The sequence below is a fragment of the Pseudonocardia sp. WMMC193 genome (genome assembly GCF_021728735.1).
GTDB lineage: Bacteria > Actinomycetota > Actinomycetes > Mycobacteriales > Pseudonocardiaceae > Pseudonocardia > Pseudonocardia oroxyli.
In genome coordinates this window covers 3,700,820-3,727,151 of the sequence record NZ_JAKKDO010000003.1, presented here as the reverse complement: position 1 = coordinate 3,727,151, position 26,332 = coordinate 3,700,820, and the positions used below count along the sequence as shown (strand labels likewise).

Genomic DNA, 26,332 nt, shown 5'->3' with positions numbered 1-26,332 from the left:
CCACTCGTTGACGACGATCACCGGCTCGTCCGGTGGGTGGCCGAGCTCGGCGATGCCCCGGCCCTCGACTTGGCAGGGGTGAACCCGCGCCGCGAGGAGACACCTCAGGGTGAGAAAGTTAGCGGGCGTCTGAATCCTCCGAGCAGGCTTCACGTGGTGACACCCAGCCGAGTAGACATGCCGCGCACATCGCTGCGCCGACCGCGATCCGGTAGAGAGCCCATGTGTCCCACACAGGAACGACAACGAGTGCGATGGCGAGGATCCCGCCCACAGCTGAGATCACCGTCGCCGGCCCGACGAGCGGACGACGCGGTCGACCCAGGAAGTGCGCGGCCAAGGGAACGACCAGAAGTACGCCCGGACCCGCCCACACGGCTGCACCTACAGTGGCCCCGCTGCCGCCGAGCAACTCGCGGATGAGCAACCCGATCGCGAGAAGGACAGCCGACGCGGCGACCTGGACGAGCAGATAGGTCGAGCCGTGGCGAGGTGGCCGCTCCTCGGGAGCCGTATCCGGGCCCCGCCCGTCACGAGATCGGCGAGGGTGAGGAGTTCCTTCAAGGCAAGCCGGACGGTGAGCATGATCGCTCCTGGTCATCCGGTCGGCGGCGCGACGCGAGCGAGGGCGCGGGCGAGGGTCGCGCGCGCACGGTCGATCGGCGCGCCGTAGAGGGCGACGTCGGTGCCGAGGCCGCGCGCCAGTGTCCAGATCGTGTACCCGTCCAGTTCGGGATCGACATCCGCGCCGACCCGACCGGCCTCTCGGGCCTGCGCGACGACGGCGACGGCGAGCGCCAGGATCTCCTCGTCACCGTCGGTCAGAACGGCGGCCGTACGCGCGTCGACGGCGCGAGCGGCGAAGGCCGCGTGGACCCGGATCGCGTCGCGGGTCCGGGGATGCTCTCCGAGCAGCTCGTCGAGGATGGTCGCCAGGATCTCGCGGGCGTCTCCGCCGGTCGCCGCGACTCGCTTCTCGATACGCGCCTCCATGCACAGGTGCGCCTGTTCGAGGCCGTGCAGGAGCAGGTCCTCCTTCGTCGCGAAGTAGTACTGCACACGCCCCATCGAGACCCCGGCCTCCGCCGCGACCGAACGGAGCGACACGGACTCCACCCCTCCGCAGGCCACCAGTGCCCAGACGGCGGCGGCGAGGTCGGCCCGTCGGGCCTCGTGATCGACGGAGCGTGACACCCCGCCAGCATAGCAATGCGTTCGCATTGACAACATGGCAGGCGGTCAGTTTCAATGCGTTCGCACTCAAATGGAGGGGGGCCTCGGGTGACCAGTAAGACGATCAACACGTGGCAAGGGCTCATGGGGTTCGTCGGGATCACGGCCGGCGTGATCCCGCTGATCCAGTTCTGGGTAGTGGGGTCAGCCGGATCCGTATGGCGCTGGCTGTTCGACGGAGTCGACGGCACCTTGGGCTGGGTCGGGCCGCTGACGACTGCCTTCGTGGCCGTTGTCCTGATCACGGTTCTGGAGCGACGGCGGAAGTACGCCAGTTGACCCGACGAGTTGCGATGGCCCGCGTTGAGCACGCGGCCCACACAGGCCGTCATCGCCGTGCTGCGGATGTCCGGGGTCCAGGACGTCCAAGATCGACTCCAGCCACCCGCACACCGACGACGCCGCCATCGTCGTCCGTTGGGCAAGTCGCTGCTGTACCTGCACGAGCTGCGCACCGCGGAGCACCTGGCCGAGCCCTGGACCGAGGCCGCGAAGCTCATCAAGTCGCTCCCGATGTTCTCGGCTCGAGACGCGGTCAATCCCATCGAGGGCATGCCCGACCCCGCCGTGATCACCCACGCGTCGGGGAAGCCGATCAGCCAGGTCAACGCGGTGAACGACCGCGGCGGCCAGCCCTTCCTGCGCGTACAGCCGGGTCGCCTCATCTACGAGGTCCGCGACCAGCACGCACTCGTCAGCTGCGTGGAGACCTTTCGCGACGCGCGGACCATGGCCAGGCTGGTGTGCAAGCCGAAGCGCACGACGGCGAGAACCACCGAGCCCGTCCGGGCCGCCACCGAGGCAGTCGGCCCGCCGACCGACCCCGCTCCGAAGCGCGCCACGTCACCACGAACGAGACCGAGGACCACCCAGCCCGACGCACGATAGCCGCACCGTGACCGAAGGCAGGCACCATGACCGGACCGGACTACCCGCTGCTCGCCATCCCGGGCCACGACCTGTTCCACCTGGCCCATGTCGCCGCCTTCATCGCCGACCGCCTCCACCGCCACGAGGGCGCGGTCGACGCGCACGACCGCGACGGTCGTCGCCGGGCCGCGCGAGACGTCCACGCGGGCCGTGCGGCGTTCGCGAAGCTCATCGGCAACCCGGACGCCAGGAGCGGGGCGGTTGTGCTCGATGCTCTGGCGATACCCGCCGCAGCTCAAGCCGCCGCACCCGCCAGGTCCATCGACATCATGACTCCCGAGCCAGCTTGATCGAACCCGTAGGAGCGTCCGCGCAGGCGGTGCAGTCCATCCTCGGGCGAGTTCGAGCCGGACCTTTGGAGATCGCAACCGAGGTCCGTGGCTGCAGCAGGTCCGGGTTAGGGTGACGTGGTCGCGGGCCGAGTCTCGCCCGCCGAGGGGGCACCGGGTGGCAGGGCACGGTGGAGGGAGGAGCCGATGACGGGCGGTAACGGTCACCGGTCGAGTCGGAAGCAGCAGCTGCTCCGGGTGGCCGCCGACCTCTTCGCTGCCCGCGGGTACCATTCGGTGAGTACAGACGCGATCGGGCAGGCGGCCGGAATCTCTGGCCCGGGGGTGTACCGCCATTTCGCGAGCAAGGCCGACCTCCTGATGACGCTCTGCGAGGAGGCGATGGACCACCTGATCGGCGGCGCCGAGCGGATCGTGGGCGCCACCCCGTTGCCACACCGTGCCCTCGCCGCCCTCGTCGCGCTGCACGTAGACTTCGCGGTCCGAGAACGCCGTGTCCTCGCCGTCTACCTACGTGAGCAGCGGGAGCTGCCCGCGCAGGAGTACTGCGGGCTGCGTGCGCGCCAGCGGCAGTACGAGGCGATCTGGTGCGGGGTGCTCGGGGCCTGCGCAGACCTGCCCGACGCCGAGGTCCTGGCCATGGTGAAGCTGCTGCTGTCGATGCTCAACGGCACCGCGCACGTCGGTGAGGGGGTTCCGCGGGCCCGCCTGGTCGAGTTGCTGGAGCTGTCCGCGGCCGGGGTTCTCGGTGCGGCGGGCGTCGGGTCCTTGGTGGAGGAGGGCTGGGTGGGTTGAGCGGCCGCGCGGGTCGGGCGCCCTGGCGGAGTATAATTCTCGCGGAGGGGGTGGTGGATGTCCACGCCGAACTCTGGTGGTGGTGATCCCAGTGTGCGGCGCCGACCCGGGCGGCCGCGCCTGACCGAGCCGTCTCCCGATCACGTCCGCCGGTTGGGGGAGATCGTGGAGACGGCGGCGGTGGTGTTCCATGAGAAGGGCTACGACGCCGGCTCGCTCGACGATGTGGCTGCTGCGATGGGCTTGCGCAAGGCGAGCCTCTACCATTATGTGCGGAGCAAGTCTCATCTGCTGTACCTCGTCTTCGACCGGGCGATCACTCTCGCGCTCGCGCGGTTGGACGAGTTGGGTGGGATCGTGGACCCGCGGGAACGCCTCGTGGCCCTGGTCGAGCACCAGGTGCGGCTGATCGCCGAGGATCCCAGCCTGTTCGCGGTCTTCTTCGACCAGCGTCCGCGCCTGGACGGGCCGTTCGACAGTGAGATCCGGGCGAAGGAGCGGACCTATGTCGGCCGGATCGGCGCTGTCGTCGGCGCGGCGGTCGACGCGGACGTACTTCCGGCGGTGGACACCCGTTACGCCGCGCATGCCGTGCTGGGCATGACGAGTTGGTTGTACAAGTGGTTCGTGCCCGGCCGGGACGACCCGGTCGAGACGGCCCGCACCATGGTGCGGCTGATCGTGGGCCCTGCTCGCGTCGTCACTCCGGCTCCGCTGATGCGAGCAGGGTGCGCAGATACGGGCTCAGCACCGCACTGATCGCGTCCGCGGCGGCGTCGATGTCGCGGTCGGGTGCCATGACGTGGCTCACGACGAGGCGGGCGAAGGCTTCCGCGGCGATCTGCAGGGGCGCTGCGTCGACCTCGGGGCGGCGTCCGACCACGTGCGCGACCAGCACCCGTGTGGCGACGTCGACCAGCGAGGCTGCGCCGGCCCGCAGCGAGTCGCCCAGGTCGGGCCCGTTGCCCGCCGAACTGCTGCCCGAGCCGGCAGTGGCCGAGGCGAGGGACGCGTGGGCCCTGCTCGCGCGTGCGTGGACCGACCTGGCGGACCACGCCAAGGCGAAGGGACCCGTGGCCGCGCGGCTCGGCGAGGTCCGCAGGCACGCGCAGGCGCTGCCGGACCTGGAGGCCCGGGCGGCCGCGTCCCTGGGCGCGGTCGCGGACGCGCTCGCTCCCTGACCCGGGGCTCCCGGGGGTCTACGGGTCAGCGCTGGACGCCGATGGCCTGCCAGACCTGTAGCAGCGCCTCCTCCGCCTCGAGGTCCATGTCCCACCCGTAGGGCTTGGCGAAGGTGAACACCTGGGGCTCGGGATGGGTCTCGTCACTCGTGTCGTACATCGTGACCGACACCGAGCGGTCGCCGACGGCGACGAAGAAGAACTCGCGGTAGTCCGACAGCGCCACCTCGAACAGGCTCACCCGCGCGTCCGGGCGGGTCATCGTGACCCGCCAGGAGGTGCGTCCGGGAGCGCCGGCGCTCACCGCGCCCATCAGAGGTACCGTCGGTTGGCGGTGTCGGCGGGGACGGTGATGCCGAGGGCCTCGAGCATGGGTCGGGTGTCGGCGATGTACTCGCGGCGCAGGTCCTCGTTGTTCTTGGTGCGCAGGCCCCAGCGGACGTAGGCGTCGGAGAAGTCGGAGTCCGAGCGGCCGAACATGTCCAGGGCGGCGGGCCACCAGATGTGGATCTTCTCGTTGGCCTCGGCGAGGCCTTCGGGGGTGGCGCAGATCCGTTTGAGGTTGCTCAGGCCGAAGGTGGCGTGGAAGACCTCGTCCTTGTGCAGGCGCTCGGCGACCGAGAGCAGCGGCTCGTAGGGCACGCCCTCCCAGGTCTCGCCGATGTAGCAGCCGACACGGTCCCCGAGGCCGTTGAAGTAGGCCAGGTCGCAGAAGGTGTCGATGGGCAGGTGGAACAGGTACTGCTTGATCGGGGCGTCGACGGGTCCGACCCCGAGCCCGTCGAGGATCCGGGCGGTGATCACCCCGTGCTCGACCTCCTGGGCCATCAGCTTGGCGAAGGTGGTCTTGAGCCGTTCGGTGGGACACAGCGTCATGCACCGGTCCCAGAGCTTGTTCAGCAGCGCCGTGTAGTGCGGGTTGGTGGAGTTCTCCAGGTGGTGGGTCAACATCCGCACCAGCAGCGTGTGGAACTCCTCGGGCATGTCCGGGTCACCCTCGCGGTACACCCGCCGCTGCGCCTCGACGACCGTCATCTGCGGCTCCTCTCCTCGGCTGGTGGTGACACTAGGAGCCGCGAGATATTGGGTCAACCGACTGGTCGGCCGAAATATTGGCGATGCCCTTGACGTGATCGCCCTCACTCGCGCATCCTTCGCTCCGACGGCAGGACGAGCGGCGTCGAGGCCGGGCGGAGGATCTCGTGGACGAGAGTGCCAAGGGGCGGACCCTGGTGGAAGTCGACCTCACGTTGACCCCGGAGGTCCTCGGCAGGCTCACCGCCGCGCTCGGCGGAGCCTCGGGCCGCGGCACCGAGACGCTCGTGCCGTCCTTCGCGGCGACCGTGGGTGGAGAGTCGACCGTCGTCGACGGCCTCGGCCTGGATCTCTCCCGCGCCCTGCTCGGCGGCCTCGGCTACGAGTGGGCGCGCCCGTTCACCCCTGGCGAGACGGTCCACGTCCGCGTCGTCGTGGAGGACGTGTACAGCAAGGGTGCCAACCAGTTCGGCGTCGTCGGCGCGGAGTACACCGCCGCCGACGGAGCGCTGGTGCAGCGCCAGTCCATCACCTTCGTGGAGCGGGGGGTGCGGTCGTGAGCCTCGTGCAGGCCAGCTGCCCACCGGTGAGCCGAGTGCAGATCGCCCGGTACGCGGGAGCGGTGAACGACTACAACCCGGTGCACGTGGACGAGGAGTTCGCGCAGGCGTCCGGACTACCCTCCGTGATCGCGCACGGGCCGCTGACCGTCGCGCTCGCGCTCGACGCCGTCGTGGCGCAGGTGGGGGCCGACCGGCTCCGCTCCGCGACCGCCCGGCTGTCCGCGCCGGTGTTCCCGGGCGACGAGCTCACGGTCGTGCCGACCGAGGCCGGGGTCGAGATCCGCAAGGCCGACGGCACGGTCGCCGCCAGCGTCGCGCTCGAGATCGCAGGGGCGGGATCCTGATGGGCTACGAGTTCGTCGCCATCGACGAGCGCGCGGGCGGGATCCGCGTCCTCACGCTCAACCGGCCCGACCGGCTCAACGCCTGGAACTCGCAGATGCGGGCGGAGATGCGGGAGGCCGTCGAGGACTCGGCGGCCGACCCGGCGGTCCGGGTCCTGGTGCTGACCGGTGCCGGCCGCGGTTTCTCGGCGGGCGAGGACGTCAGTGAGATGGGCGACCTGACCGCCATGGGCACCCGCGGGTTCCGCGCGCTGGCCCGCGGTATCCACGACGTGTTCGACACCGTCGAGGCCATGGAGGTGCCGGTCGTCGCGGCGATCGAGGGCGTGGCCGCGGGCGGCGGCTTCGAGCTCGCGCTGTCCTGCGACTTCCGGGTGGCGGGGGAGAGCGCGCGGCTGGTCATGCCCGAGGCCAGGGTCGGTCTCATCCCGGGCTCCGGCGGGTGCTCCCGACTGGTCCGCCACGTCGGCCTCGGCCGTGCCAAGGAGCTGGTGATGCTCGGAGGGACGCTTCGCGCTCCCCGGGCGGCCGAGCTGGGTCTGGTCACCGAGGTCGCTCCGGACGGAGGTGCGCTCGACGCCGCCGTCGCGATGGCCGAGAAGCTGGCCGGGATGGCACCGCTGGCGCTCGGCATGGCGAAGCTCGTGCTCAACACCTGCACGGACGTCGACGCCGAGACCGGCAGGCGGCTCGAACGGCTCGGCCAGAGCGTGCTCAAGACGACCGAGGACCACCGCGAAGGCGCGACAGCGTTCTTGGAGAAGCGGCCGCCCCAGTGGCGGGGCAGGTAGGGGGAACCGACGCGATGACCACCACGATCGACCGACACAGCCTCTGGAACGCTCCGACCCAGACCGCTTCGCGCGAGGTCCTCGACCGCCTGCACCTGGAGCGGATCCGACACCTCGTCGGCTGGGCCTACGACCACTCCCCCCTGCACCGCAGGATCTACGACGAGGCGGGGGTCAAGCCCGCCGACATCCGCACCTGGGACGACTACCACCACCGCCTCCCCTTCACCGACAAGCCGGACTACGTCGCGGACCAGGAGGCGCACGGTTTCGGCGGCGTCGCCCTCGGGCCCGAGAGGTGGCAGCAGTACTTCCACACCACCGGCACGACCGGCCGGTTCCTCAACGAGGCGTTCACGCACTACGAGCTGCACAAGGCGGGCTCGCAGTACTGCTACGGAATGTGGGACCACGGCATCCGCCCGTCCGACTCGATGTACTTCTGCTTCGACTTCGGCATGTGGATCGGGCTGTGGAGCTTCTACTGGGGCGCCCGCAACCTCGGCCTGACCATCGTCTCGGGCGGCGGCGTGTCGGGCGTCGAGCGGGTCCGCCAGATCATGGAACGCCGGCCGACCATCGTCTGCGGCACCCCGACCTACCTGCTGCACCTCGCCGAGATCGCCGAGCGCGAGGGCATCGACGTCCGGGACGCGGGCGTGCGGATGCTCGCCGGCGGCGGCGAAGCCGGGTTCTCCATCCCGGCGACGCGCAGGCAGCTCATGGAGGCGTGGGGCGCCGAGCAGATCTACGACGCGTACGGGGTCGGCGAGGCGCTGTTCATCGGTCAGTCCTGCAAGGAGTGGGCGGGTGGCGTGCACGTCATCGAGGACGTCTGCCACTCCTACGCCGTGGACCCGGCGTCCGGTGAGCCGGTGGGCTCGTCGGACGCCGTGGGGGAGCACGTTTTGACCAGCTACACCCACTTCGCGCAGCCCTTCATCAAGTACCGCACCCACGACCTGGTCCGCATCGACGACGCACCCGACCACGGCTGCGGCTGGACCTGGAAACACATGCCCGGCACCGTGCTCGGGCGGGCGGACTTCATGGTGACGATCCGCGGCGTCAACGTGTACCCGACCGCCGTCGAGAACCTGATCGGGGAGGTCGCCGGTCTGTCGAACCACTACCAGCTCCACATCCGACGGGTGGACGGTATGGACCGCATGCTGGCGAAGGTCGAGGCCGAGGCCCCCGGCGCGGACGGCCAGGCACTGGCCGACGACCTGGGTCGTCACCTGCGGACGCACCTGGGCGTGCGGCTCGAGACCGAGGTCGTCGAGTCCGGCTCGCTGCCCCGCTACGAGCTGAAGACCAAGCGCATCTTCGATCACCGCTCGGCCGACGAGCGGCCGAGCGCGACCCTCGGAGGAACCTCGTGACGACCGTCCAACTGCCCAGGCAGACCGGCCCGTCCATGCTGGGTGCCGAGGTCGACGCCCAGCGCACGCGGCTCGTCGCCCTGCGGGAGAGACTGGTGGCCGAGCAGGCCGGTGCGGTCAGCCCGGCGGTGGCGCGGGCGCTGGAGACCGCGGACGCCTACCTCTTCCTGGCGCTGGGCTACCTCGGCCACACCGACGAGCTGTTCCCGGGCGAGCTCGAACCGCCCCCCGCGCCGTGACCCCTCTCCCCACCCCGCCCGGCACGGTGGACGTGCACACCCACGCCATCGCGCCGGGCCTGCCCGACCTGTCCCGGTACGCGGGGCGGTGGCCCAGCGTCGAACGGACCTCGGCGACGGAGGCCCGGATACTGCTGGACGGCGCGCCCTACCGGGTCGTCGACGACCGGTGCTGGTCGGCCGAGCGCCGGCTCGCGGACATGGACGCCGAGCAGGTCGCGGTCCAGCTCGTGTCGCCGATCCCCGTGACGCTGTGCCACGGGGAGTCCGCGGACGGCGCGGCCGTGCTCGCCACCGCCCAGAACGAGTTCCTGGCCGGGCTCGCGGCCGCGGGCCGGGGCAGGCTCCGGCCGCTGGGCGCGGTCCCGCTCCAGGACCCGGCGCGCGCGGCGGAGGAGCTGGTCCGCTGTGTCCGGGAGCTGGGGTTCGCCGGCGTCGAGATCGGGACGCGGGTCGGAGAGCGCGAGCTCGCCGACCCGGCCTTCGACGACTTCTTCGCCGTCGCGGCCGAGATCGGGGCCGTCGTCCTGGTGCACCCGGTCGACCAGACCATCGACCCCCGTGTGGCGGGGCTGGCCCTGGGGTTCGGGCTGGGGATGCCCGCCGAGACCGGGATCGCCGCCGCGGCACTGGTGACCGGGCGCGAACGCACACCGGGCGTGCGGCTGTGCCTGGCCCACGCGGGCGGGACGCTCCCGGCGATCCTGCCCCGCCTCGACCGCGGCGCTGTCCTGGCGGGCGACCCCTCCCGGCCGGCGACGGTCCGCGCGCGGGAGCTGTGGTCGGACTCGCTGGCCTACGACGAGCACAGCCTGCGCCTGGCGGTCACCCGCTTCGGCGCCGGGCACGTGGTGCTCGGGACCGACTACCCGTTCGCGGCCAGGGAGGCACCCGCCGGTGCGGTCCTGGCCGGGCTGGACGACGACCTGCGCCGGGCGATCGGGCGCGACAACGGACTTGACCTGATCGCCGGCGCGCCGGCGACCGACGAGACGGGAGGTGGCCGGTGGGAGAGATCCTCGGCCTCGGCGTGACCCACTATCCGCCACTGGCGGTCACCGACGAGCACATGCCGGACATCCTCCGCCTGACGTTGTCCGACCCGGACATCCCGGCGACGGCGAAGGACCCGGCCAACTGGCCGGAGCGGATGCGCGCCGACTGGTCCGACGACGGGGGGACCGCCGCCGCGGCCCGCCACCGGGCAGAGCTCGTCGACGGTCTCGCCCGCTGCAGGCGCGCACTCGACGAGTTCCAGCCCGACGTGGTCCTGATCTGGGGCGACGACCAGTACGAGACCTTCCGCGAGGAGGTCGTCCCGTCCTTCTGCGTGATGGCCTACGAGGACATGGAGGTCACCCCCCTCGAGCCGGCCGGCTCGCGCGGCGTGCCGAACCCGTGGGGCCTGCCTCCGGACATGCCCATGCTGGTGCGGGGGGCTCCCGAGATCGGCCGCGAGGTCGCGGGCCACCTGCTCGACGCGGGATTCGACGTGGCGTACTCCTACCGCAAGCCGGACGGGGTGCCGTTCCCGCACGCGATGGTCAACACGCAGCTCTACCTCGACTACGAGCACGCGGGCACCGAGTTCCCGTACCCGGTCCTGCCGATGGCGGTCAACTGCTACGGCCGGCACGTGATCGCGCGCAAGGGCGGCATCGCCCGGTTCGCCGACATCGCCACCGAGCGGCTCGACCCGCCCGGCCCGACGCCCGCCCGCTGCTGGGCGCTCGGAGCGGCCCTCGCCCGCGCGCTGCGCGACGGACCGCACCGGGTCGCGCTCGTCGCCTCGTCGAGCTGGTCGCACGCCTTCCTGGTGGACGACAACTGGCACCTGACCCCGGACACCGCCTCCGACCGCGCGCTCTACGAGGCGCTGTCGACCGGGGACTACGAGGCGTGGCTCAAGACCAGCGCGGACGACATCGTCCGGTCCGGGCAGCAGGAGATGCTGCTGTGGTACTGCCTCGTCGGGGCGATGGCGGAGCTGGGCCACCGCCCGACCTGGTCGACCCTGGTCGAGACCGAGGTGCTCAACTCCAACAAGTGCTTCGCGATCTTTGAGGGGACGGGCGGATGACGGCGGCCACCGACACCGAGCTCGTCGAGCGCACCGTCGACGTCGGCGGCATCCACACCCGCTATCTCGAGGCCGGGCGCGGCGACCGCACGGTCGTGCTGCTGCACGGCTCGGGCCCCGGGGTGAGCGCCCGGGCCAACTGGCGCCTCACGATGCCCGCCCTCGCCGAGCGGTACCGGGTGCTCGCACCGGAGATGGTCGGGTACGGGGCCAGCCGGGGCCCGGCCGACATCGTCTACGGGGTCCGCACCTGGGTGGACCACGTGACCGCGTTCCTCGACGCCGTGGACGTGCCGCGGGCCGCGTTCGTCGGGAACTCGATGGGTGGGCTGGTCTCGTTGCACATCGCGATCGGGCGCCCGGACCGGGTCGAGCGGATGGTGCTGATGGGCTCGCCCGGAATCGGCATGCGTCCGACCGAGGGCCTGTCCGCCGTCCGCGACTACGACCCCTCGCCGGAGAACATGCGGACCCTGCTCACCACGTACTTCGCCCACGACCCGTCCATCGTGGACGACGACCTGGTGCGTGCCCGCTACGAGGCGAGCGTCGCCGGGGACGCGCACGAGGTCTACCGGTCGATGTTCTTCGACCCCCGGCACTCGGGCAACGACCTGCAACTCGACGCCGACGAGGTGCGCACCGTGCGGGTGCCCACCCTGCTGGTGCACGGCCTGCACGACAAGGTGGTCCCGGTCGACGTCAGCTGGACGATGGCGGGCCTGCTGCCCGACGCCGACCTGCACGTCTTCGGCCACTGCGGGCACTGGACACAGATCGAGCGGGCCGACGAGTTCGCCCGCCTCGTCGGCGGTTTCCTCAGCCGCGGCGACCACGAGAGCGAAGGAGCAGCGCGATGACGGTCACCGACTCCGCACCACCGGGGCTCGGCACCGGAGGCGGTCTGGTCGAGGAGGAGGCCCACCGCTTCCGGGTCCACCGCTCGACGATGACCTCTCCGGAGATCCACGCTCTCGAGCTCAAGCGCGTCTTCGCCCACAGCTGGCTCTACGTCGGACACGAGTCCGAGGTCCGCAACCCCGGCGACTACGTGCGGCGGCCGGTCGGCGGGCGCCCCGTGTTCATGGTGCGGTCGGTGAAGTCCGGCGTGGTCCGGGTCTTCCACAACACCTGCACGCACCGCGGCGCGGTGGTGTGCCGCAAGGACGCGGGAAACGCCAAGGTCTTCCAGTGCTTCTACCACGCGTGGTCCTTCGACACTGAGGGCAGGCTGGTCGGGGTCCCCGGCCGGGAGGCCTACGGGGAGGAGCTGGACCTCGACGCCCTCGGGCTGCGGCCGGTCGTGCGGACCGCCTCGTACCGCGGCTTCGTCTTCGCCAGCTTCGACCCCGACATCGTCGAGCTCGACGACTACCTGGCCGGGGCGAAGGAGTACCTGGACCTGGCGGCGGACGGGCTCGGCGACGCCGAGATCATCTCGGGCACGAACCAGTACGCCATCGACGCCAACTGGAAGCTGCTGGTCGAGAACAGCATCGACGGCTACCACGCGGCGCCGACCCACGACACGTACTTCAAGTACCTGGTCGCGCTGGGCACCGACCTGCGCTCGGGCGTCGACGGCATCGGCCGGTCGCTGGGCAACGGGCACGCCGTGATCGACTACCACGCCCCGTGGGGCAGGCCGGTGGCCAAGTGGGAGCCGATGTTCGGCGACGCGGCGCGCGAGGAGATCGACCGGATCCGCGCGGAGCTCGTCGAGACCTACGGCGAGGAGCGGGCGATGCGGATGGCCGAGACCAACCGCAACCTGTTCATCTACCCCAACCTGATCATCAACGACATCATGGCGGTCACGGTCCGCACGTTCATGCCGCGCTCGGCCTCCAGCATGGAGGTCACCGCCTGGGAGCTCGCGCCGCGCGACGAGATGCCCCAGCTGCGCCAGCGCAGGCTGGACAGCTTCCTGACCTTCCTGGGCCCGGGCGGGTTCGCCACGCCGGACGACATCGAGGCGCTGGAGTCCTGCCAGCAGGGCTTCCGCAGCGGCGGGGTCGAGTGGAGCGACATCTCGCGGGGCATGGCCCGCGAGCCGCGCGCCGACGACGAGGAGCAGATGCGCTCGTTCTGGCGGCGCTGGAACACCCAGATGACCTCGTCGGACGGAGCGGGCCGATGACCGTCGACACCGTGCGCCCGGCGTGGAGCTCGGTCGCCGAGCTCACCCGCGCGGAGGTGGAGGACTTCCTGTACCGGGAGGCCGAGCTCCTCGACGACTGGGACCTCGACGGCTGGCTGACGCTGTTCACGGAGGACGCCCGCTACTACGTCCCCTGCAACGACACGCCGGACGGGGACCCCGCCCGGCACCTGATGCTCATCGACGACACCATGTTCCGGCTCCGCTCGCGGGTGGAGCGGCTCAACAGCCGCAAGGCACACCGGGAGTACCCGCACTCCAACACCAGCCACCAGGTCCACAACGTCCGGCTCGGTGCGGTCGAGGACGGGCCCGACGGCCTGGAGCTCACCGTTCGGGCGGAGTTCACGGTGTGGCGCTTCCGCGGTGACCGGTCGCTGGCCTACGTGGGCCGCTACACCTACCGGCTCCGGACGGTGGACGGCGAGCCGCGGATCGTGATGAAGCACTGCCGCATGGCGAACACCACCCTGCGTCAGGTGGCCGACGTGGCGATCATCCTGTGACCGGCCCGCTGGCGGGCACCACCGCCGTCGTCACCGGGGGGGCCACCGGCATCGGCCTCGGGATCGCGCGCCGGCTCACGGCGGACGGCGCGCGGGTGCTCGTGGCGGGCCGCACCGACGCGGAGGTCAAGGACGGGGCCGCGGCCTTGCGCGGGACCGGCTCCGAGGTCGCGGTGTTCGCAGGCGACCTCGCGGCGGAGGGCGAGGCCACCCGCCTGGTCGCGGCCGCCGAGGCCGCGCTCGGTGGGATCGACCTGCTCGTCAACAATGCCGGAGGCGGGGTCATCCTGCCGACCCTCGAGCACACCGAGGAGACGCTGCGGGCGACGGTCGACAACAACCTCTGGACGACGCTGCGGACGACGATCGCGGTGCTGCCCCACCTGGTGGCGCGCGGCGGGGGCCGGATCGTGAACATCGGCGCCGAGTCGGTCCGCAACGGGCTGACCGACCATGCCGTGTACAACGCCGCCAAGGGCGGGGTCCACGCCATGGCCACCGGGCTGGCGCGCGAGTTCGCGAGCGCCGGGATCACGGTCAACGTGGTGGCGCCGTCCTACACCGTCACCCCGGAGATCACGGCACGCATCGGCGCGGGGACGCTGCCGGAGCGGTTCGGGACCGTCCTCGCCGACGCCGTGCGGCTGATTCCGCTCAACCGGCCCGCGGAGGTCGACGAGGTCGCCGCTGCCGTGGCCTACCTCGCCTCGCCCGACGCGCGCTTCGTCACCGGCCAGGTGATCAGCGTCAACGGCGGCAGCAGCATGGGTTGACCGGAAGACCGATGCGGCCGACGGAGAGGACGACCGACATGGGGCAGGACACGGTCCGCGACGAGATCGCGCTCTCGTGGCGGCGGACGATGTCCAGCGGGTTGGACCCCGGGGCCGAGGTGGGGGGCGGCGACCCGGGGGAGCTCGACCCGGGCAGCGCGCTGCGGCGCGCCGCGGGCCCGGTGCTCGACGAGGTCGCCGCCGAGCTCGAGGGGTCGCGGTTCGCCGTGGTCCTCGCCGACGGCGAGGCGCAGCTGATCGACATCCGCTACGGCGTGCCTGCGCTGCGGCCCGCGCTGGCTGCGGTGGGAGCGGTGCCCGGCGCGGTGTTCACCGAGGCGACGACCGGGACCAACGCCATCGCGACGGCGTTCGAGGTGCGGCGGGGGATCGCCGTCCACGGCGCCGAGCACTTCCTCGAGTCGTTCAAGCGGTTCGCCTGCTACGGCACCCCGATCCGGCACCCGCTGACCCGCCGCGTCGTCGGCGTCCTCGACATCACCGGGCTGGCCGAGGACGCGAACCCGCTGCTGCGCCCCTTCCTGCTGCGCTCCGCAGCCGAGATCGAGGCCAGGCTGCTGGACCAGGCCGGGCGCGCGCACCGGATGCTGCTCGCCGCCTTCCAGGCCGCCTCGGTGCGCAGCACGGAGGCGCTGGTGGCCTTCGGCCCGGACCTCGTCGTCGGCAACGACGCGGCCACGACGCTGCTCGGCCCGCAGGACCACGCGGCCCTGCAGGCGCTGGGCTGGCACACCCGTCCCGGCGCCGTCGAGCACCGCCGGACCGTGGACCTCGCCTGCGGGATCTCGGCCGCCGTGACGATCAGGGCGGTCGACGGTGGCGGATTCCTCGCGGAGATCCGCAGGCCCGACCGGCCGGTGCCGGTGCCGCGCGCGGGGCGGGCGAGCCCCGGTCGGCGAGCCTGGAACGCCGAGCTCGCGGCGGAGCTCGACCAGGTGCGGGACACCCGGGCCTCGGTGCTGGTCTGCGGCGAGGCCGGATCCGGTCGCAGCACCGTGGCGCGCGCGCTGGTCGCGGGAGAGCCGACGGCCTGGTGGCCGCTCGCTCGGGAGGTCGGCTCGCGCGCGGGTTCCGCGGCGGACCCGGACGACGCCGGCCGGGTCACCGCGGTGATCGTCGAGGACGCCGAGCGGCTCGCCGCGGCCGACGTCGCGAGGCTGACGGGCCTCGCCGACGCGGGCACCCGGCTCGTGCTCGTCGTCGGTGTGGGCGGGCAGATCGCGGCCTCCCTCGCCGCCCGATGCCCGGCGCGGATCACGCTGCCGAGCCTGCGGGCGCGCCGGGAGCGCATCCCCGCCCTGGCCACCGAGATGCTGGGCACCCGGGGGTCCCGCTTCACCCCCGTCGCCCAGCGCACCCTCGCGGCCCTGGACTGGCCGGGCAACCTTCGTGAGCTGGCCGGCGTGGTCGAGTTCGCCGCCACCGCGCGGCCCACCGGCGACATCACGGTGGCCGACCTGCCCCCCCGGCTACCGCACGGCCCGCCGCGAACCGGTGGCCGGGGCGCTGTGGGAGGCGGAGCGGGCCGCCATCGTCGACGCGCTGCGGTCCTGCTCGGGGAACAAGGTCCATGCCGCGAAGCTGCTCGGGATCAGCCGGACCATGCTCTACCGGCGGCTCCGCGTCCTGCACATCGACTCGGACGGCCTGCGCGAGCGAGCTGTCCGCGACGCGGACAGTTAGCACCCCCTGTGATCGCGCACACTTCCCGCACCAGACAGACAAGGAGTCCCCGTGTCCGACGACCTCGAGTTCCCCAGACACCACGACAGCCTCTACATCGGCGGCGAGTGGGTCGCCCCGTCGTCCTCGGCCACCATCACGGTGGTGTCGCCGAACACCGGCGAGGTCATCGGCTCCGTGCCCGACGGCCAGGAGGCCGACGTCGACCGCGCCGTGGAAGCCGCTCGACGGGCGTTCGACGACCCGGCCGGCTGGTCGACGCGACCGGCGGCCGAGCGGGCCGCGGTGCTGCGCCGCTTCGCCCAGGCGGTCGAGGACCGCAAGGACCGCATCGCCGCGCTGGTGTCGGCGCAGAACGGGATGCCGGTCTCCCAGGCGGCCCAGCTCGAGGCGGTGTACCCGGCCGTCCTGCTGCGCTACTACGCCGACCTCGTGGAGAACCAGGGCGAGGACGTGCGTCCCGGCCTCTTCGGGGGCAGTGTCCGCGTCGAGCGTGACCCGGTCGGCGTGGTGGCGGCCATCGTCCCGTGGAACTTCCCGCAGACGCTCGCGTCGTTCAAGTTCGCGCCCGCACTGGCGGCCGGCTGCACGGTGGTGATGAAGCCCTCCCCGGAGACCGTCCTGGACTCCGTGCTCCTGGCCGAGGCGGCCGCCGAGGCGGGCCTGCCCGCGGGCGTGCTCAACATCGTGCCCGGCGGCCGGGAGGCGGGCGCGCACCTCGTCGCTCACCGCTCGGTCGACAAGGTCGGGTTCACCGGGTCGACCGCGGCCGGGCGGCAGATCGCGGAGACGTGCGGTCGGCTGCTCCGCCCGGTGACGCTCGAGCTCGGCGGCAAGTCCGCGACCATCGTGCTCGACGACGCCGACCTCGACCTCGCGAAGATCGGCGCGGACCTGTTCGTCCCCACGCTGGCGAACAACGGCCAGACCTGCTTCCTCGGCACCCGGGTGCTGGCGCCGCGCTCGCGCTACGGCGAGGTCGTGGAGATGTTCACCGCGTACGCGGGCTCGATGGCCGTCGGCGAGTCGCTGGACCCGGCCACGCAGGTGGGGCCGATGGCGAGCAGCAGGCACCGCGAGCGGGTCGAGGGGTACATCGCCAAGGGCCGCGCCGAGGGCGGCCGGGTGACCACCGGCGGCGGGCGTCCGTCCGGCCGCGACACCGGCTGGTTCGTGGAGCCGACCATCTTCGCCGACGTCGACAACAACGCCACCATCTCCCAGGAGGAGATCTTCGGCCCGGTGCTGTCGGTCATCCCGTTCGACGGCGACGACGACGCCGTCCGCATCGCCAACGAGTCCGACTTCGGCCTGGGCGGCACGGTGTGGACCACCGACGCCGGGCGCGGCCTCGACGTGGCGCGCCGCGTCCGCACCGGGACGATCGGCGTCAACCGCTACCTCCCCGACCCGGCCGCACCGTTCGGCGGTGTCAAGGACAGTGGGATGGGACGCGAGCTGGGTCCTGAGGGGCTCGCGGCGTACCAGCAGCTCAAGTCCGTCTACCTGTAGACATCCGTTCACGCGAAGGAGCGCAACGATGCAGACCCGTGGAGCGATCATCCGGCAGGCGCCGGGCAAGATCGAGGTCGTGGACCTCGAGGTGGACGACCCGCGTGACAACGAGGTCCAGGTCAAGCTCGTCGGATCCGGCCTGTGCCACTCCGACGACCACATCGTCACCGGGGACATCCCGGTCGGGATCTACCCCTTCGCCCTCGGGCACGAGGGGGCGGGCGTCGTCACGAAGGCCGGGGCGAACACGAAGGGGCTCAAGGAGGGCGATCACGTCGTCTTCTCCTTCCTGCCCTCGTGCGGCCACTGTCGGTGGTGTGCCTCCGGCCAGCAGAACCTGTGCGACCTCGGTGCCGGGCTGCTGTCCGGGGCCCGGTGGAACGACCTGACGAGCTACCGCCTGCGGCTCGCGGGCAGTGACACGCCGGTGGGCCAGATGCTCGGGATCTCCACCTTCTGCGAGACCACCACCGTCGCCGTCGACTCGGTCGTCAAGGTGCCCGAGGACGTGCCGCTCGACGTGGTGTGCCTGCTGGGCTGCGGCGTCGGCACCGGGTGGGGCGCGGCGGTGAACTCCGGCGGGGTGCAGCCGGGGCACACCACCATCGTCATGGGGGTGGGCGGCATCGGCATCAACGCGGTGCAGGGTGCGGCCAACGCGGGCGCGACCGCCATCATCGCCGTGGACCCGGTGGCGCTCAAGCGGGAGAAGGCGCAGGAGCTGGGGGCGACCCACGGCGCGGCCACCATGGAGGAGGCCACCGAGCTGGCGAAGGAGCTGACCAACGGCCAGGGCGCCGACCAGGCGATCGTGACCACCGGTGTGATCCAGGCGGATCACGTCGGCCAGGCCATGGCCTCCATCCGGAAGGCGGGCACGGTCGTGGTGACCGCCCTCGGCAACATCGCCGACACCACCCCGCTGCCCGTCTCGCTGTCTGACATCACGCTGTTCCAGAAGCGCATCCAGGGCTCGCTGTTCGGCGCGTCGAACCCGAACTGGGACATCCTGCGGCAGATCGAGCTCTACCGGTCGGGTGCCCTGAAGCTGGACGAGCTCATCACCACGACCTACTCGCTCGACGAGGTCGCGGCCGGCTACCAGGACATGCACGACGGCAAGAACATCCGCGGCGTCGTCCGGTACTGAGGTCGGGGGAGGGGGTCGCCGCGCCGCGGCGGCCCCGCCCACGACTTAATTCTTTCGACCGGGCGGTTGACTGAACGGCAGATCGACGTATGGTGTGAGTCACACGAGAGGAGACGTCCAGTGACGGTCGTCGAGGCGCAGCGGCGGGTGTACCGCGAGGGTGACCCGGACATGCCCGAGGAGTTCCACACGCTGCTGGTGCGGATGTTGACCCACCACCTGGAGAACTCCACCAACCCGCACTACACGGCGCTGCTGAACAAGCTCTGGGACCGGTGCATGACGCTGTGTCCCACCGAACGGCTCAAGACCACCTTCGCCAAGCTGATGGCCCAGGAGGTCGAGCACGGGGTGATCACCGCCCGGATCCTCGACGGGCTCGGGGTCGGACCCGTCGACGCCCCGATCAAGCAGTACCTGTTCCACCTGCCCATCGACACCTTCTGCGACCTGGCCTACTTCAACGGCCTCGGGGACCGTGTCGGCTGCTACATCGGCGAGACCTGGGAGGGCGTGCCCTACGAGCCGCTGCTCTCGGTCGCCGAGCGCCTGCACAAGGACGAGGTCTTCCACGCCACCTTCGGCCTGAGCAACCTCAAACGGATCTGCGCCACCCCCGAAGGCCTCGCCGAGGCCAACGAGAAGATCCACATCTGGTGGCCCGCCGCCCTGGACATGTTCGGCCGCTCGGACTCCGACTTCTCCGACGCCTACGTCCGCTGGGGCCTGCGCACCAAGAACAACGAGGACCTGCGCCGCGAGTACATCGCCGACACCCGACCCATGCTCGAGGCCCTCGGCATCACCGTCCCCGCCGACACCGCCAACCGACGGTACCTCTGATGACGACCTTCACGGTGCGGGGCTCGCGCAACGGCAGCCTCGTCCACGTCACGTGGACCGACGGTGTGCTCACCGGCGACTTCCCCACCGTCGACCTCCTGGCAGCGGAGGCGGAGCTGGTGCCGGTGGTGCACCGCGACTCCTACGCCGGACGCGCACTGCCCGACCTCGACGGCCTCGGCCCCTCACCGCTCTCCGAACCCGGGACCGCCTACCGGCTGATCCTGCGGGTGTTCGACAGCGTCCGGGAGTCCGAGGGGGAGGTTCCCGACATGCCGACGCCGCAGGCCGCCGACCCTTCCCCGGCCGGCCCCGAACCGACAATGAGGATGAGCTGACATGGGCGTTCTTCGGTACTACATCGTCACGGCGGTGGTGGCCACCGCCGTCGCGGGTCTCTGGCTGGGAGGCGGGTGGGTCTGGCTGGGGATCGCCACGTTCCCCGTCCTGATGGCGCTCGACGTCCTGCTCCCCGCCGACCACAAGCTGCACCGGGTGTCCGTGCCCGCACTCGCCGACCTGCCGCTGTACCTGCACCTCCCGCTGCTGGCGGGTCTGTGGACGCTGTTCGTGGTGCGTCTCTCCGAGTGGACCGGAGGGGCTCCCGGTGCCGTCGGCGGCTGGCAGGTCGTCGGCATGGTGCTCTCCGTGGGATGGATCGGTGCGGTGCCCAACCTGCCGATCGCGCACGAGCTGATGCACCGCAGGCACTGGTTCCCGGTGGCGGTCGCCAAGGTGTACAGCACGGTGTACCTCGACCCGAACCGCGACGTCGGGCACAAGCTGACCCACCACCTCGACCTGTGCACCCCGGTCGACAGCGACACCCCGCGCCGCGGACAGACCATCTACTCGTTCGTGTGGCAGGCGTCCTACGGGGCGTGGAAGGACGGCGTGGTCACCAGCGTCCGCTCGCTCCGCAAGCGCAACATGACGATCTTCCACCCGCGCAACGCGGTGTACGTCGAGCTCGCGCTCCTGGCCGCGCTGTGCGCGGTGGTCACGGTGTTCGCGGGCTGGCAGGGCCTGCTCGTCGCACTGGCGACCATGGTGTTCTCGAAGCTGCTGGTCGAGGGCTTCAACTACCTCCAGCACTACGGGCTCGTCCGCGTCCCGGGTTCGCCGATCGCCCTGCACCACGCCTGGAACCACCTCGGCGCGGTGATCCGACCGCTGGGGGTCGAGATCACCAACCACATCGAGCACCACTTCGACAGCAAGCACCGCTTCTACGAGCTCGCGCCCCGCGGCGACGGCGCACAGATGCCCAGCGCGTTCCTGTGCTTCGTCTGCGCGCTCGTGCCGCCGCTGTGGAAGAGCCGCATCGCCAAGCCGCGCCTGCGGGACTGGGACTCGCGGTTCGCGAGTCCCGCCGAGAAGGAGGTGGCGATGGCGGAGAACCGACGCGCCGGCTGGCCGCAGTGGCTGGAGCTCGGCGTCCCGGTGAAGGCCGACCCCGAGCCGTCCGGCATGGCCTGACCATCTCGACCCGTCCCGGGTGGGCCCGCGACACGCGCGGGCCCACCCGGGACCGGACGCCGGCACTTCGAAGAAGAGGACCACACAGAGCATGGGACTGTTCGGCCGCAACCGGGAGCCCGCCACCGTCACGATCCGACCCTCGGGCCGGAGCTTCCCCGCCACCGGCAAGGACTCGCTGCTGAACGAGGCCCTCGCCGCGGGCATCCCGTTCCCGCACAGCTGCACCGTCGGCACCTGCGGGACGTGCAAGTCGAAGCTGGTCAGCGGGAAGGTCCGCGAGATCACCGACGCCGCGATCACGCTGTCCAGCGAGGAGCTCGCCGACCGGTACATCCTCCCGTGCCAGTCCCTGGCGCGCGGCGCCGTGGAGCTGCACGTCGCCGACCTCGTCGACATGCCCGACCACCCGCTCGTCCACACCTCCGCGGTGCTGTCCGGCACGCGCGCGCTGACCCACGACATCCTCGAGGTCGTCGTGCGCGTGGACGAGCCGTTCGCCTACACCGCGGGCCAGTACGCCGAGCTCCGGGTCCCCGGGATCTCCGGTCCGCGCAGCTACTCCTTCGCCCGGGGTGCCGCCGACCGGGCGAAGGACGAGCTGGTGTTCTACATCCGCCGCACCCCGGGCGGGGAGTTCACCGAGTGGCTGTTCGCCGAGGACCGGTCCGGCACCGCGCTCGAGGTCGCGGGTCCCTTCGGCAACCTGTGGCTGCGCCCGTCGGGCGCGCCCGCACTGTGCGTGGCGGGCGGCAGCGGGCTGGCGCCGATCAAGGCGATCCTCGAGGCAGCGGCCGACGAGGGCGCCCAGCGCGAGACGATCGTGGTGTTCGGCGCGCGGACCGCGCGCGACCTGTACTGCGTCGAGGAGATCGAGGCGGCGGCCGCCGCCATGGCCGGTTCGTGCCGCTTCGTGCCGGTCCTGTCCGAGGAGGACCCGGGGTCGGACTGGTCCGGAGCCCGGGGCCTGGTCACGGACGTCGTCGCCGCGCTGCCCGCAGACGTGCTCTCGGCCTGCGAGGTGTACGCGTGCGGGCCGCCGCCCATGGTGGACGCGCTGGAGGCGCAGCTCGGCGCCCTCCGCGCGGACGGTGTGTTCCACGCCGACCGGTTCCTGGACAAGAAGACCCAGCGCCGCAGCTGAGCCGCGGCGGCGGTCAGGTCACCGGCCGCCGCCGAACAGGGGCACTCGATGCCCCGGAGGCCGGACCCCGGCCGGTCACGCGGGCGCCGCCCGAGCGGACGACCCGCGGTCGTCGGCGCCCCCGTGGTCCAGACAGGCCCGCGCCGCGCGGGCGAGCTCCGCGGCGACCTCGGCCTCGGGCAGGTCGGGGCGGTGGAACAGGATCGACTGGATCGCGCCGATCGCGCTGTGCACCTGCAGGCGCGCCGAGGCGGCGGCGCGGTCGGGATGCAGCCTGCACAGCAGGGCCACCCAGCTCTCGGCGTAGCGGCGCTGGTCGTCCCGCAGACGCCTGCGGTCCGCCGTGGGCAGGGAGTGCGACTCCCGGTGGTGCACGGTGAGCACGTCGCGCTCGCGCAGCGCCATCGCGACGTGGCTGTCGACGAGGGCGCACAGCGCCGCGTCGTCGTCCGGGGCCTCGGCGAGGATCCGCACCTGCTCCGAACGCAGCCTGTCCATCGCCTGGTCCAGGAGGGCGACCAGCAGCGCCTCCTTGCTCGCGAAGTGCCGGTAGACACCGGACCCGACGATCCCCGCGGCCGTGCCGATCTCCTCCATGGGCACCGCGTGGAACCCGCGGCGCGCGGCGAGCGCGGCCGCGGCGTCGAGGATCCGCGCGCGCCGCTCGGGATCTCGCCTACGCGGCCCGCCTACGCGCGGGCTTCCTGCCATGTGGCCATCATGGCAGCGTGTGGGTAGGGTCGCGGTAGTGAATCCGGCCTCACAACGCGGCCGCCCGTCGACGAGGATGAACCGAATGGCTACGGCACCCGTGCTCACCTACGAGGTCGACGACGGTGTCGCCTGGGTCACCATCGACCGGCCCGAGGCGAGGAACGCGCTGAACGCCGCGGTGCGCTCCGGACTGTTCGACCTGGTCCACCGGTTCAACGCCGACGACGACGCGAAGGTCCTGGTGCTGACCGGTGCCGGGGACAAGGCCTTCTGCGCCGGTGGCGACCTCAAGGAGATGTCGGAGACCTCGCTGCGCGTCCCGCCCCCGGACTTCGCGCCGCAGTTCGGCCGCAACATCGAGGTCGCGAAGCCCACCATCGCCGCGGTCAACGGGGTCGCGTTCGCCGGCGGTTTCCTGCTGGCGCAGCAGTGCGACCTCGTCGTCGCCGCCGAGCACGCGACGTTCGCGGTGACCGAGGCCAAGGTGGGCAGGGGAGCCCCGTGGGCGGCGCCGCTGTCGTGGCTGCTGCCGCCCCGGGTCGCGCTCCAGATCCTGATGACCGGCGACCCGCTCACCGCCGAGCGGGCGCGCGAGGTCGGCCTCGTCAACGAGGTCGTCCCGGCGTCGGAGCTGCGGTCGCGCACGCAGCAGATCGCCCGGCGGATAGCGACGAACGCGCCGCTGTCGGTCATGGCGGCCAAGCGCACGGTCTACCTCTCGGCCCGGCACACCCTCGACGAGGCCTACGACCTGGCCGACGAGATCTGGGAGCCGGTGTACCTCAGTGACGACGCCCAGGAAGGGCCCGCGGCCTTCGCGGCCAAACGGGCCCCCGAGTGGAAGGGACGGTAAGCGGTGCCAGTGTCGATGGAGTCGGTCGTGGCCGACATCAGCGAGGAGACGGCCGAGGTGAGGCGGCTGGTCGCCGACCTCGCCGACGGGCGGTCGGGGTGGGACGCGCCCACCCCCGCCGCAGGGTGGGCGGTCCGCGACCAGATCAGCCACCTCGCCTTCTTCGACGACGCCGCGGTGCGCTCGGCGACGGACCCCGACGGGTTCACCGGCGAGATGGTCCCGATGCTGCTCGACGGGCGGATGTCGCCGGACACCATCGCCGAGCGGTACCGGTCGATGCCGCCCGCCGAGCTGCTCGCCTGGTTCGACCGGGCGCGGGCCGGGCTCGTCGACACGTTCGCGGCGCTGGACCCGTCGACCCGGCTGCCGTGGTTCGGCCCGCCCATGAGCGCGGCCTCCTCGCTGACCGCGCGGATCATGGAGACCTGGGCGCACGGGCAGGACGTGGCCGACGCGCTGGGCGCGAGCCGCGTCCCGTCGCCCAGGCTTCGCCACGTCGCCCACATCGGTGTCGGTGCCCGGCCCTTCAGCTACCTGGCCAACGGCCTGGAGGTGCCGGCGGACCCGGTGCGGGTCGAGCTCGCGGCCCCGGACGGGAGCACCTGGACGTGGGGCCCGCCGGACGCGCCCGACCGCGTGACCGGGCCCGCGCTGGACTTCTGCCTGCTGGTCACCCAGCGCAGGCACCGCGCGGACACCGTGCTGGTGGCCGAGGGCCCGCACGCGGACCGCTGGCTGTCGATCGCGCAGGCGTTCGCCGGGCCGCCCGGCGGCGGGCGCGCCGCTGGACAGTTCGACGGTGATCGGCGACCCGAAGGGACGACGGTGTGAGGGACCCCATCAGGATCGGCAACTGCTCGGGCTTCTACGGCGACCGGCTCGCGGCCGCCCGCGAGATGGTCGAGGGCGGACCGATCGACGTGCTCTGCGGCGACTACCTCGCCGAGCTCACCATGCTGATCCTCGCCAAGGCGCAGGCGAAGAACCCCGACGCCGGGTACGCCCGCACGTTCCTGACCCAGATGGAGCAGGTGCTGGGCACCTGCGCCGACCGCGGGATCAAGGTCGTCGCGAACGCGGGCGGGCTGAACCCCGCGGGGCTCGCCGCGGCGCTGCGCGACCTGGCCGAGCGCCTCGGGGTCGCGGTCCGGGTCGCCCACGTGGAGGGCGACGACCTCCGCGGCGACCTCTCCGCGGTGGTCCCGCCGGTCGGCGAGGTCAAGCCGGTGTCCGCCAACGCCTATCTCGGCGGCTGGGGCATCGCGGAGGCGCTGGGCGGCGGCGCGGACGTCGTCGTCACCGGCCGGGTCACCGACGCCTCGCTGGTGGTCGGGCCCGCCGCCTGGTGGCACGGCTGGCAGCGCACCGACTGGGACCGGCTCGCGGGCGCCGTCGTCGCGGGGCACGTGATCGAGTGCGGTCCACAGGCCACCGGGGGCAACTACTCCTTCCTCGACGAGATCACCGACCGCCGCTACCCCGGCTTCCCCATCGCCGAGGTCGCCGCCGACGGCACGTCGGTGATCACCAAGCACGCGGACACGGGCGGCCTGGTCTCGGTCGGGACGGTGACCGCCCAGCTGCTGTACGAGATCGCGGAGCCCGCCTACCTCGGGCCGGACGTGGTCACCCACTTCGACACCGTCACCCTGCACCAGGAGGGCGAACACCGGGTCCGCATCGCGGGCGCCACCGGCAGCCCGCCCCCCGACACGCTCAAGGTGGCGCTGAACGACGTCGGAGGGTTCCGCAACACGATGACGATGGTGATCACCGGGCTCGACGTCGAGGCGAAGGCGGCGTTCGCCGAGCGGCAGCTGTTCGACGTGCTCGGCGGCCGAGACGGCTTCGACGAGGTCGACGTCCGGCTGCTGCGGTTCGACCGGCCGGACGCGCCCCACAACGAGGAGGCATCGGCCCACCTGCGGGTGACGGTGAAGGGACACGACCCCCGCCGGGTGGGCAGGTCCTTCTCGAACGGCATCATGGAGATCGCGCTGGCAGGCTACGCGGGCTTCCACACCACCACCCCGCCCTCGTCGGAGTCGGCCTTCGGCGTGTACCGCCCGGCCGCCGTCCCGCGGTCGGCGGTGACCCAGGTGCTGGTCGACGCGGACGGCGAGCGGCATCCGGTGGCCGACCCGCCGACCGGGCCCACTCCGAGCCCACAGGTCTTCGAGGCCGACACCGCCGGCGGTCCCGCGCCGTCGGGCCCGACCGAGCGTGCGCCGCTCGGCCGGGTCCTCGGAGCCCGCTCGGGAGACAAGGGCGGCAACGCCAACATCGGTGTCTGGGCCCGCGACGACGCCGGGTTCGCCTGGGCGAGGTCGTTCCTGACCGTGGACCGGCTCCGCGAGCTGCTCGGGCCGGAGGCGGCCGATCTCCGCATCGACCGCTTCGAGCTGCCTCGGCTCCGTGCGCTCAACGTCGTCGTGCACGGGCTGCTGGGCGCCGGGGTCGCCTCCTCGACCAGGCTCGACCCCCAGGCGAAGGGGCTGGGCGAGTACCTGCGGTCCCGGATCGTCCCCATACCGGTCGAGGTCCTCGGCGTGCCACCGGCGTAGCGCGAACCCGGCGGGGTGTGATCGATCTATCATCGAGGCGATCGCCACGATAGGGTG

General features: G+C 72.1%; 34 protein-coding genes. 27 read left to right on the top strand and 7 right to left on the bottom strand.

Annotation, left to right across the window (positions count from 1 at the left end):
• Nucleotides 1–597 precede the first annotated feature (597 nt).
• Complete coding sequence (locus tag L3X23_RS19205) at nucleotides 598–1,194, bottom strand: TetR family transcriptional regulator (protein WP_237193505.1); 597 nt, start codon at nucleotides 1,192–1,194, stop codon at nucleotides 598–600.
• A gap of 87 nt (nucleotides 1,195–1,281) precedes the next feature.
• On the opposite strand from L3X23_RS19205, the gene L3X23_RS19200 reads away from it, so the two are divergent.
• The 5 genes from L3X23_RS19200 to L3X23_RS19180 all read left to right on the top strand — a co-directional run bounded on the left by L3X23_RS19200 (nucleotide 1,282) and on the right by L3X23_RS19180 (nucleotide 4,007).
• Nucleotides 1,282–1,512, top strand: coding sequence for a hypothetical protein (locus L3X23_RS19200; RefSeq protein ID WP_237193504.1), 231 nt, complete (start codon nucleotides 1,282–1,284; stop codon nucleotides 1,510–1,512).
• A gap of 138 nt (nucleotides 1,513–1,650) precedes the next feature.
• Nucleotides 1,651–2,121: a hypothetical protein gene (locus tag L3X23_RS19195; RefSeq protein WP_237193503.1), complete on the top strand. Its 471-nt coding sequence runs from the start codon at nucleotides 1,651–1,653 to the stop codon at nucleotides 2,119–2,121.
• Between the two features lie 26 nt (nucleotides 2,122–2,147).
• Nucleotides 2,148–2,453: a hypothetical protein gene (locus L3X23_RS19190; RefSeq protein WP_237193502.1), complete on the top strand. Its 306-nt coding sequence runs from the start codon at nucleotides 2,148–2,150 to the stop codon at nucleotides 2,451–2,453.
• A 276-nt stretch (nucleotides 2,454–2,729) separates the two neighbouring features.
• Complete coding sequence (locus tag L3X23_RS19185) at nucleotides 2,730–3,248, top strand: TetR/AcrR family transcriptional regulator (RefSeq protein ID WP_237193501.1); 519 nt, start codon at nucleotides 2,730–2,732, stop codon at nucleotides 3,246–3,248.
• A gap of 165 nt (nucleotides 3,249–3,413) precedes the next feature.
• Nucleotides 3,414–4,007 (top strand): TetR/AcrR family transcriptional regulator, encoded by a 594-nt coding sequence (locus L3X23_RS19180; RefSeq protein ID WP_237193379.1) that lies wholly within the window; start codon nucleotides 3,414–3,416, stop codon nucleotides 4,005–4,007.
• Here L3X23_RS19180 and L3X23_RS36660 read toward each other — a convergent pair.
• Nucleotides 3,949–4,308 carry a hypothetical protein gene (locus tag L3X23_RS36660; RefSeq protein WP_374204872.1) on the bottom strand — a complete coding sequence of 120 codons (360 nt, stop codon included), beginning with the start codon at nucleotides 4,306–4,308 and terminating at the stop codon, nucleotides 3,949–3,951. The two genes, L3X23_RS19180 and L3X23_RS36660, sit on opposite strands and share 59 nt — an antisense overlap.
• Here L3X23_RS36660 and L3X23_RS19175 point away from each other — a divergent pair.
• Nucleotides 4,211–4,429: a DUF4872 domain-containing protein gene (locus tag L3X23_RS19175; protein WP_237193500.1), complete on the top strand. Its 219-nt coding sequence runs from the start codon at nucleotides 4,211–4,213 to the stop codon at nucleotides 4,427–4,429. The two genes, L3X23_RS36660 and L3X23_RS19175, sit on opposite strands and share 98 nt — an antisense overlap.
• Before the next feature lie 25 nt (nucleotides 4,430–4,454).
• Here L3X23_RS19175 and L3X23_RS19170 read toward each other — a convergent pair whose 3' ends face one another.
• Together L3X23_RS19170 and L3X23_RS19165 are read right to left on the bottom strand one after the other, a co-directional pair.
• Nucleotides 4,455–4,742: a hypothetical protein gene (locus L3X23_RS19170; RefSeq protein ID WP_237193375.1), complete on the bottom strand. Its 288-nt coding sequence runs from the start codon at nucleotides 4,740–4,742 to the stop codon at nucleotides 4,455–4,457.
• Nucleotides 4,742–5,464 (bottom strand): Phenylacetic acid catabolic protein, encoded by a 723-nt coding sequence (locus L3X23_RS19165; protein WP_237193483.1) that lies wholly within the window; start codon nucleotides 5,462–5,464, stop codon nucleotides 4,742–4,744. The genes L3X23_RS19170 and L3X23_RS19165 overlap by 1 nt, the downstream gene beginning before the upstream one ends.
• A 167-nt stretch (nucleotides 5,465–5,631) precedes the next feature.
• Here L3X23_RS19165 and L3X23_RS19160 point away from each other — a divergent pair, with 167 nt between their 5' ends.
• From L3X23_RS19160 to L3X23_RS19110, 11 genes are read left to right on the top strand one after another with little or no spacing between them, the layout of a single operon-like run.
• Complete coding sequence (locus tag L3X23_RS19160) at nucleotides 5,632–6,024, top strand: MaoC family dehydratase N-terminal domain-containing protein (protein ID WP_237193499.1); 393 nt, start codon at nucleotides 5,632–5,634, stop codon at nucleotides 6,022–6,024.
• Nucleotides 6,021–6,371: a MaoC/PaaZ C-terminal domain-containing protein gene (locus L3X23_RS19155; protein ID WP_237193498.1), complete on the top strand. Its 351-nt coding sequence runs from the start codon at nucleotides 6,021–6,023 to the stop codon at nucleotides 6,369–6,371. The genes L3X23_RS19160 and L3X23_RS19155 overlap by 4 nt, the downstream gene beginning before the upstream one ends.
• On the top strand, nucleotides 6,371–7,162 hold the full coding sequence (locus L3X23_RS19150) for an enoyl-CoA hydratase/isomerase family protein (protein ID WP_237193497.1): 792 nt from the start codon (nucleotides 6,371–6,373) through the stop codon (nucleotides 7,160–7,162). The genes L3X23_RS19155 and L3X23_RS19150 overlap by 1 nt, the downstream gene beginning before the upstream one ends.
• A 14-nt stretch (nucleotides 7,163–7,176) precedes the next feature.
• The gene (locus L3X23_RS19145; protein WP_237193496.1) at nucleotides 7,177–8,547 is read left to right on the top strand and encodes a phenylacetate--CoA ligase family protein; all 1,371 of its coding nucleotides are present in this window, start codon (nucleotides 7,177–7,179) and stop codon (nucleotides 8,545–8,547) included.
• Nucleotides 8,544–8,786, top strand: a complete 243-nt coding sequence (locus L3X23_RS19140) for a hypothetical protein (RefSeq protein WP_237193495.1) — start codon at nucleotides 8,544–8,546, stop codon at nucleotides 8,784–8,786. Before L3X23_RS19145 ends, L3X23_RS19140 begins: the two co-directional genes overlap by 4 nt.
• Nucleotides 8,783–9,820 carry an amidohydrolase family protein gene (locus L3X23_RS19135; protein WP_237193494.1) on the top strand — a complete coding sequence of 346 codons (1,038 nt, stop codon included), beginning with the start codon at nucleotides 8,783–8,785 and terminating at the stop codon, nucleotides 9,818–9,820. The genes L3X23_RS19140 and L3X23_RS19135 overlap by 4 nt, the downstream gene beginning before the upstream one ends.
• Complete coding sequence (locus L3X23_RS19130) at nucleotides 9,793–10,866, top strand: extradiol ring-cleavage dioxygenase (RefSeq protein WP_237193493.1); 1,074 nt, start codon at nucleotides 9,793–9,795, stop codon at nucleotides 10,864–10,866. Before L3X23_RS19135 ends, L3X23_RS19130 begins: the two co-directional genes overlap by 28 nt.
• Entirely contained in the window at nucleotides 10,863–11,726 is an 864-nt protein-coding gene (locus tag L3X23_RS19125; protein ID WP_237193492.1) for an alpha/beta fold hydrolase, read from the top strand. The genes L3X23_RS19130 and L3X23_RS19125 overlap by 4 nt, the downstream gene beginning before the upstream one ends.
• Nucleotides 11,723–13,006: an SRPBCC family protein gene (locus tag L3X23_RS19120; protein WP_237193491.1), complete on the top strand. Its 1,284-nt coding sequence runs from the start codon at nucleotides 11,723–11,725 to the stop codon at nucleotides 13,004–13,006. Before L3X23_RS19125 ends, L3X23_RS19120 begins: the two co-directional genes overlap by 4 nt.
• Nucleotides 13,003–13,533, top strand: coding sequence for an aromatic-ring-hydroxylating dioxygenase subunit beta (locus tag L3X23_RS19115; RefSeq protein WP_237193490.1), 531 nt, complete (start codon nucleotides 13,003–13,005; stop codon nucleotides 13,531–13,533). Before L3X23_RS19120 ends, L3X23_RS19115 begins: the two co-directional genes overlap by 4 nt.
• Entirely contained in the window at nucleotides 13,530–14,306 is a 777-nt protein-coding gene (locus tag L3X23_RS19110; protein WP_237193489.1) for an SDR family NAD(P)-dependent oxidoreductase, read from the top strand. Before L3X23_RS19115 ends, L3X23_RS19110 begins: the two co-directional genes overlap by 4 nt.
• 268 nt (nucleotides 14,307–14,574) lie before the next feature.
• On the opposite strand, the gene L3X23_RS19105 is transcribed toward L3X23_RS19110, so the two are convergent.
• Nucleotides 14,575–14,736: a hypothetical protein gene (locus L3X23_RS19105; protein WP_237193488.1), complete on the bottom strand. Its 162-nt coding sequence runs from the start codon at nucleotides 14,734–14,736 to the stop codon at nucleotides 14,575–14,577.
• Between the two features lie 12 nt (nucleotides 14,737–14,748).
• Nucleotides 14,749–15,648 (bottom strand): hypothetical protein, encoded by a 900-nt coding sequence (locus L3X23_RS19100; RefSeq protein ID WP_237193487.1) that lies wholly within the window; start codon nucleotides 15,646–15,648, stop codon nucleotides 14,749–14,751.
• Between the two features lie 173 nt (nucleotides 15,649–15,821).
• Between L3X23_RS19100 and L3X23_RS19095 the strand changes: the two genes are divergently transcribed.
• The 7 genes from L3X23_RS19095 to L3X23_RS19065 all read left to right on the top strand — a co-directional run bounded on the left by L3X23_RS19095 (nucleotide 15,822) and on the right by L3X23_RS19065 (nucleotide 22,141).
• Entirely contained in the window at nucleotides 15,822–16,010 is a 189-nt protein-coding gene (locus tag L3X23_RS19095) for a helix-turn-helix domain-containing protein (protein ID WP_237193486.1), read from the top strand.
• Between the two features lie 51 nt (nucleotides 16,011–16,061).
• Nucleotides 16,062–17,522, top strand: coding sequence for an aldehyde dehydrogenase (locus tag L3X23_RS19090; RefSeq protein ID WP_237193485.1), 1,461 nt, complete (start codon nucleotides 16,062–16,064; stop codon nucleotides 17,520–17,522).
• A 28-nt stretch (nucleotides 17,523–17,550) separates the two neighbouring features.
• The gene (locus L3X23_RS19085; protein WP_237193484.1) at nucleotides 17,551–18,675 is read left to right on the top strand and encodes an NDMA-dependent alcohol dehydrogenase; all 1,125 of its coding nucleotides are present in this window, start codon (nucleotides 17,551–17,553) and stop codon (nucleotides 18,673–18,675) included.
• 120 nt (nucleotides 18,676–18,795) lie between these two features.
• Nucleotides 18,796–19,518, top strand: coding sequence for a Phenylacetic acid catabolic protein (locus tag L3X23_RS19080; RefSeq protein WP_237193483.1), 723 nt, complete (start codon nucleotides 18,796–18,798; stop codon nucleotides 19,516–19,518).
• Complete coding sequence (locus L3X23_RS19075; protein ID WP_237193482.1) at nucleotides 19,518–19,856, top strand: hypothetical protein; 339 nt, start codon at nucleotides 19,518–19,520, stop codon at nucleotides 19,854–19,856. Before L3X23_RS19080 ends, L3X23_RS19075 begins: the two co-directional genes overlap by 1 nt.
• Nucleotide 19,857: 1 nt before the next feature.
• Nucleotides 19,858–20,997 carry a fatty acid desaturase gene (locus L3X23_RS19070; protein ID WP_237193481.1) on the top strand — a complete coding sequence of 380 codons (1,140 nt, stop codon included), beginning with the start codon at nucleotides 19,858–19,860 and terminating at the stop codon, nucleotides 20,995–20,997.
• 91 nt (nucleotides 20,998–21,088) lie between these two features.
• Nucleotides 21,089–22,141, top strand: coding sequence for a 2Fe-2S iron-sulfur cluster binding domain-containing protein (locus L3X23_RS19065; protein ID WP_237193480.1), 1,053 nt, complete (start codon nucleotides 21,089–21,091; stop codon nucleotides 22,139–22,141).
• Between the two features lie 75 nt (nucleotides 22,142–22,216).
• On the opposite strand, the gene L3X23_RS19060 is transcribed toward L3X23_RS19065, so the two are convergent.
• Entirely contained in the window at nucleotides 22,217–22,852 is a 636-nt protein-coding gene (locus tag L3X23_RS19060) for a TetR/AcrR family transcriptional regulator (protein WP_237193479.1), read from the bottom strand.
• An 85-nt stretch (nucleotides 22,853–22,937) separates the two neighbouring features.
• Here L3X23_RS19060 and L3X23_RS19055 point away from each other — a divergent pair, with 85 nt between their 5' ends.
• From L3X23_RS19055 to L3X23_RS19045, 3 genes are all read left to right on the top strand, one after another.
• Nucleotides 22,938–23,708, top strand: coding sequence for an enoyl-CoA hydratase/isomerase family protein (locus L3X23_RS19055; RefSeq protein ID WP_237193478.1), 771 nt, complete (start codon nucleotides 22,938–22,940; stop codon nucleotides 23,706–23,708).
• Between the two features lie 27 nt (nucleotides 23,709–23,735).
• Nucleotides 23,736–24,542 (top strand): TIGR03084 family metal-binding protein, encoded by an 807-nt coding sequence (locus L3X23_RS19050; RefSeq protein WP_308116921.1) that lies wholly within the window; start codon nucleotides 23,736–23,738, stop codon nucleotides 24,540–24,542.
• A gap of 65 nt (nucleotides 24,543–24,607) precedes the next feature.
• Nucleotides 24,608–26,275, top strand: coding sequence for an acyclic terpene utilization AtuA family protein (locus tag L3X23_RS19045; protein WP_237198066.1), 1,668 nt, complete (start codon nucleotides 24,608–24,610; stop codon nucleotides 26,273–26,275).
• Nucleotides 26,276–26,332: the final 57 nt, after the last annotated feature.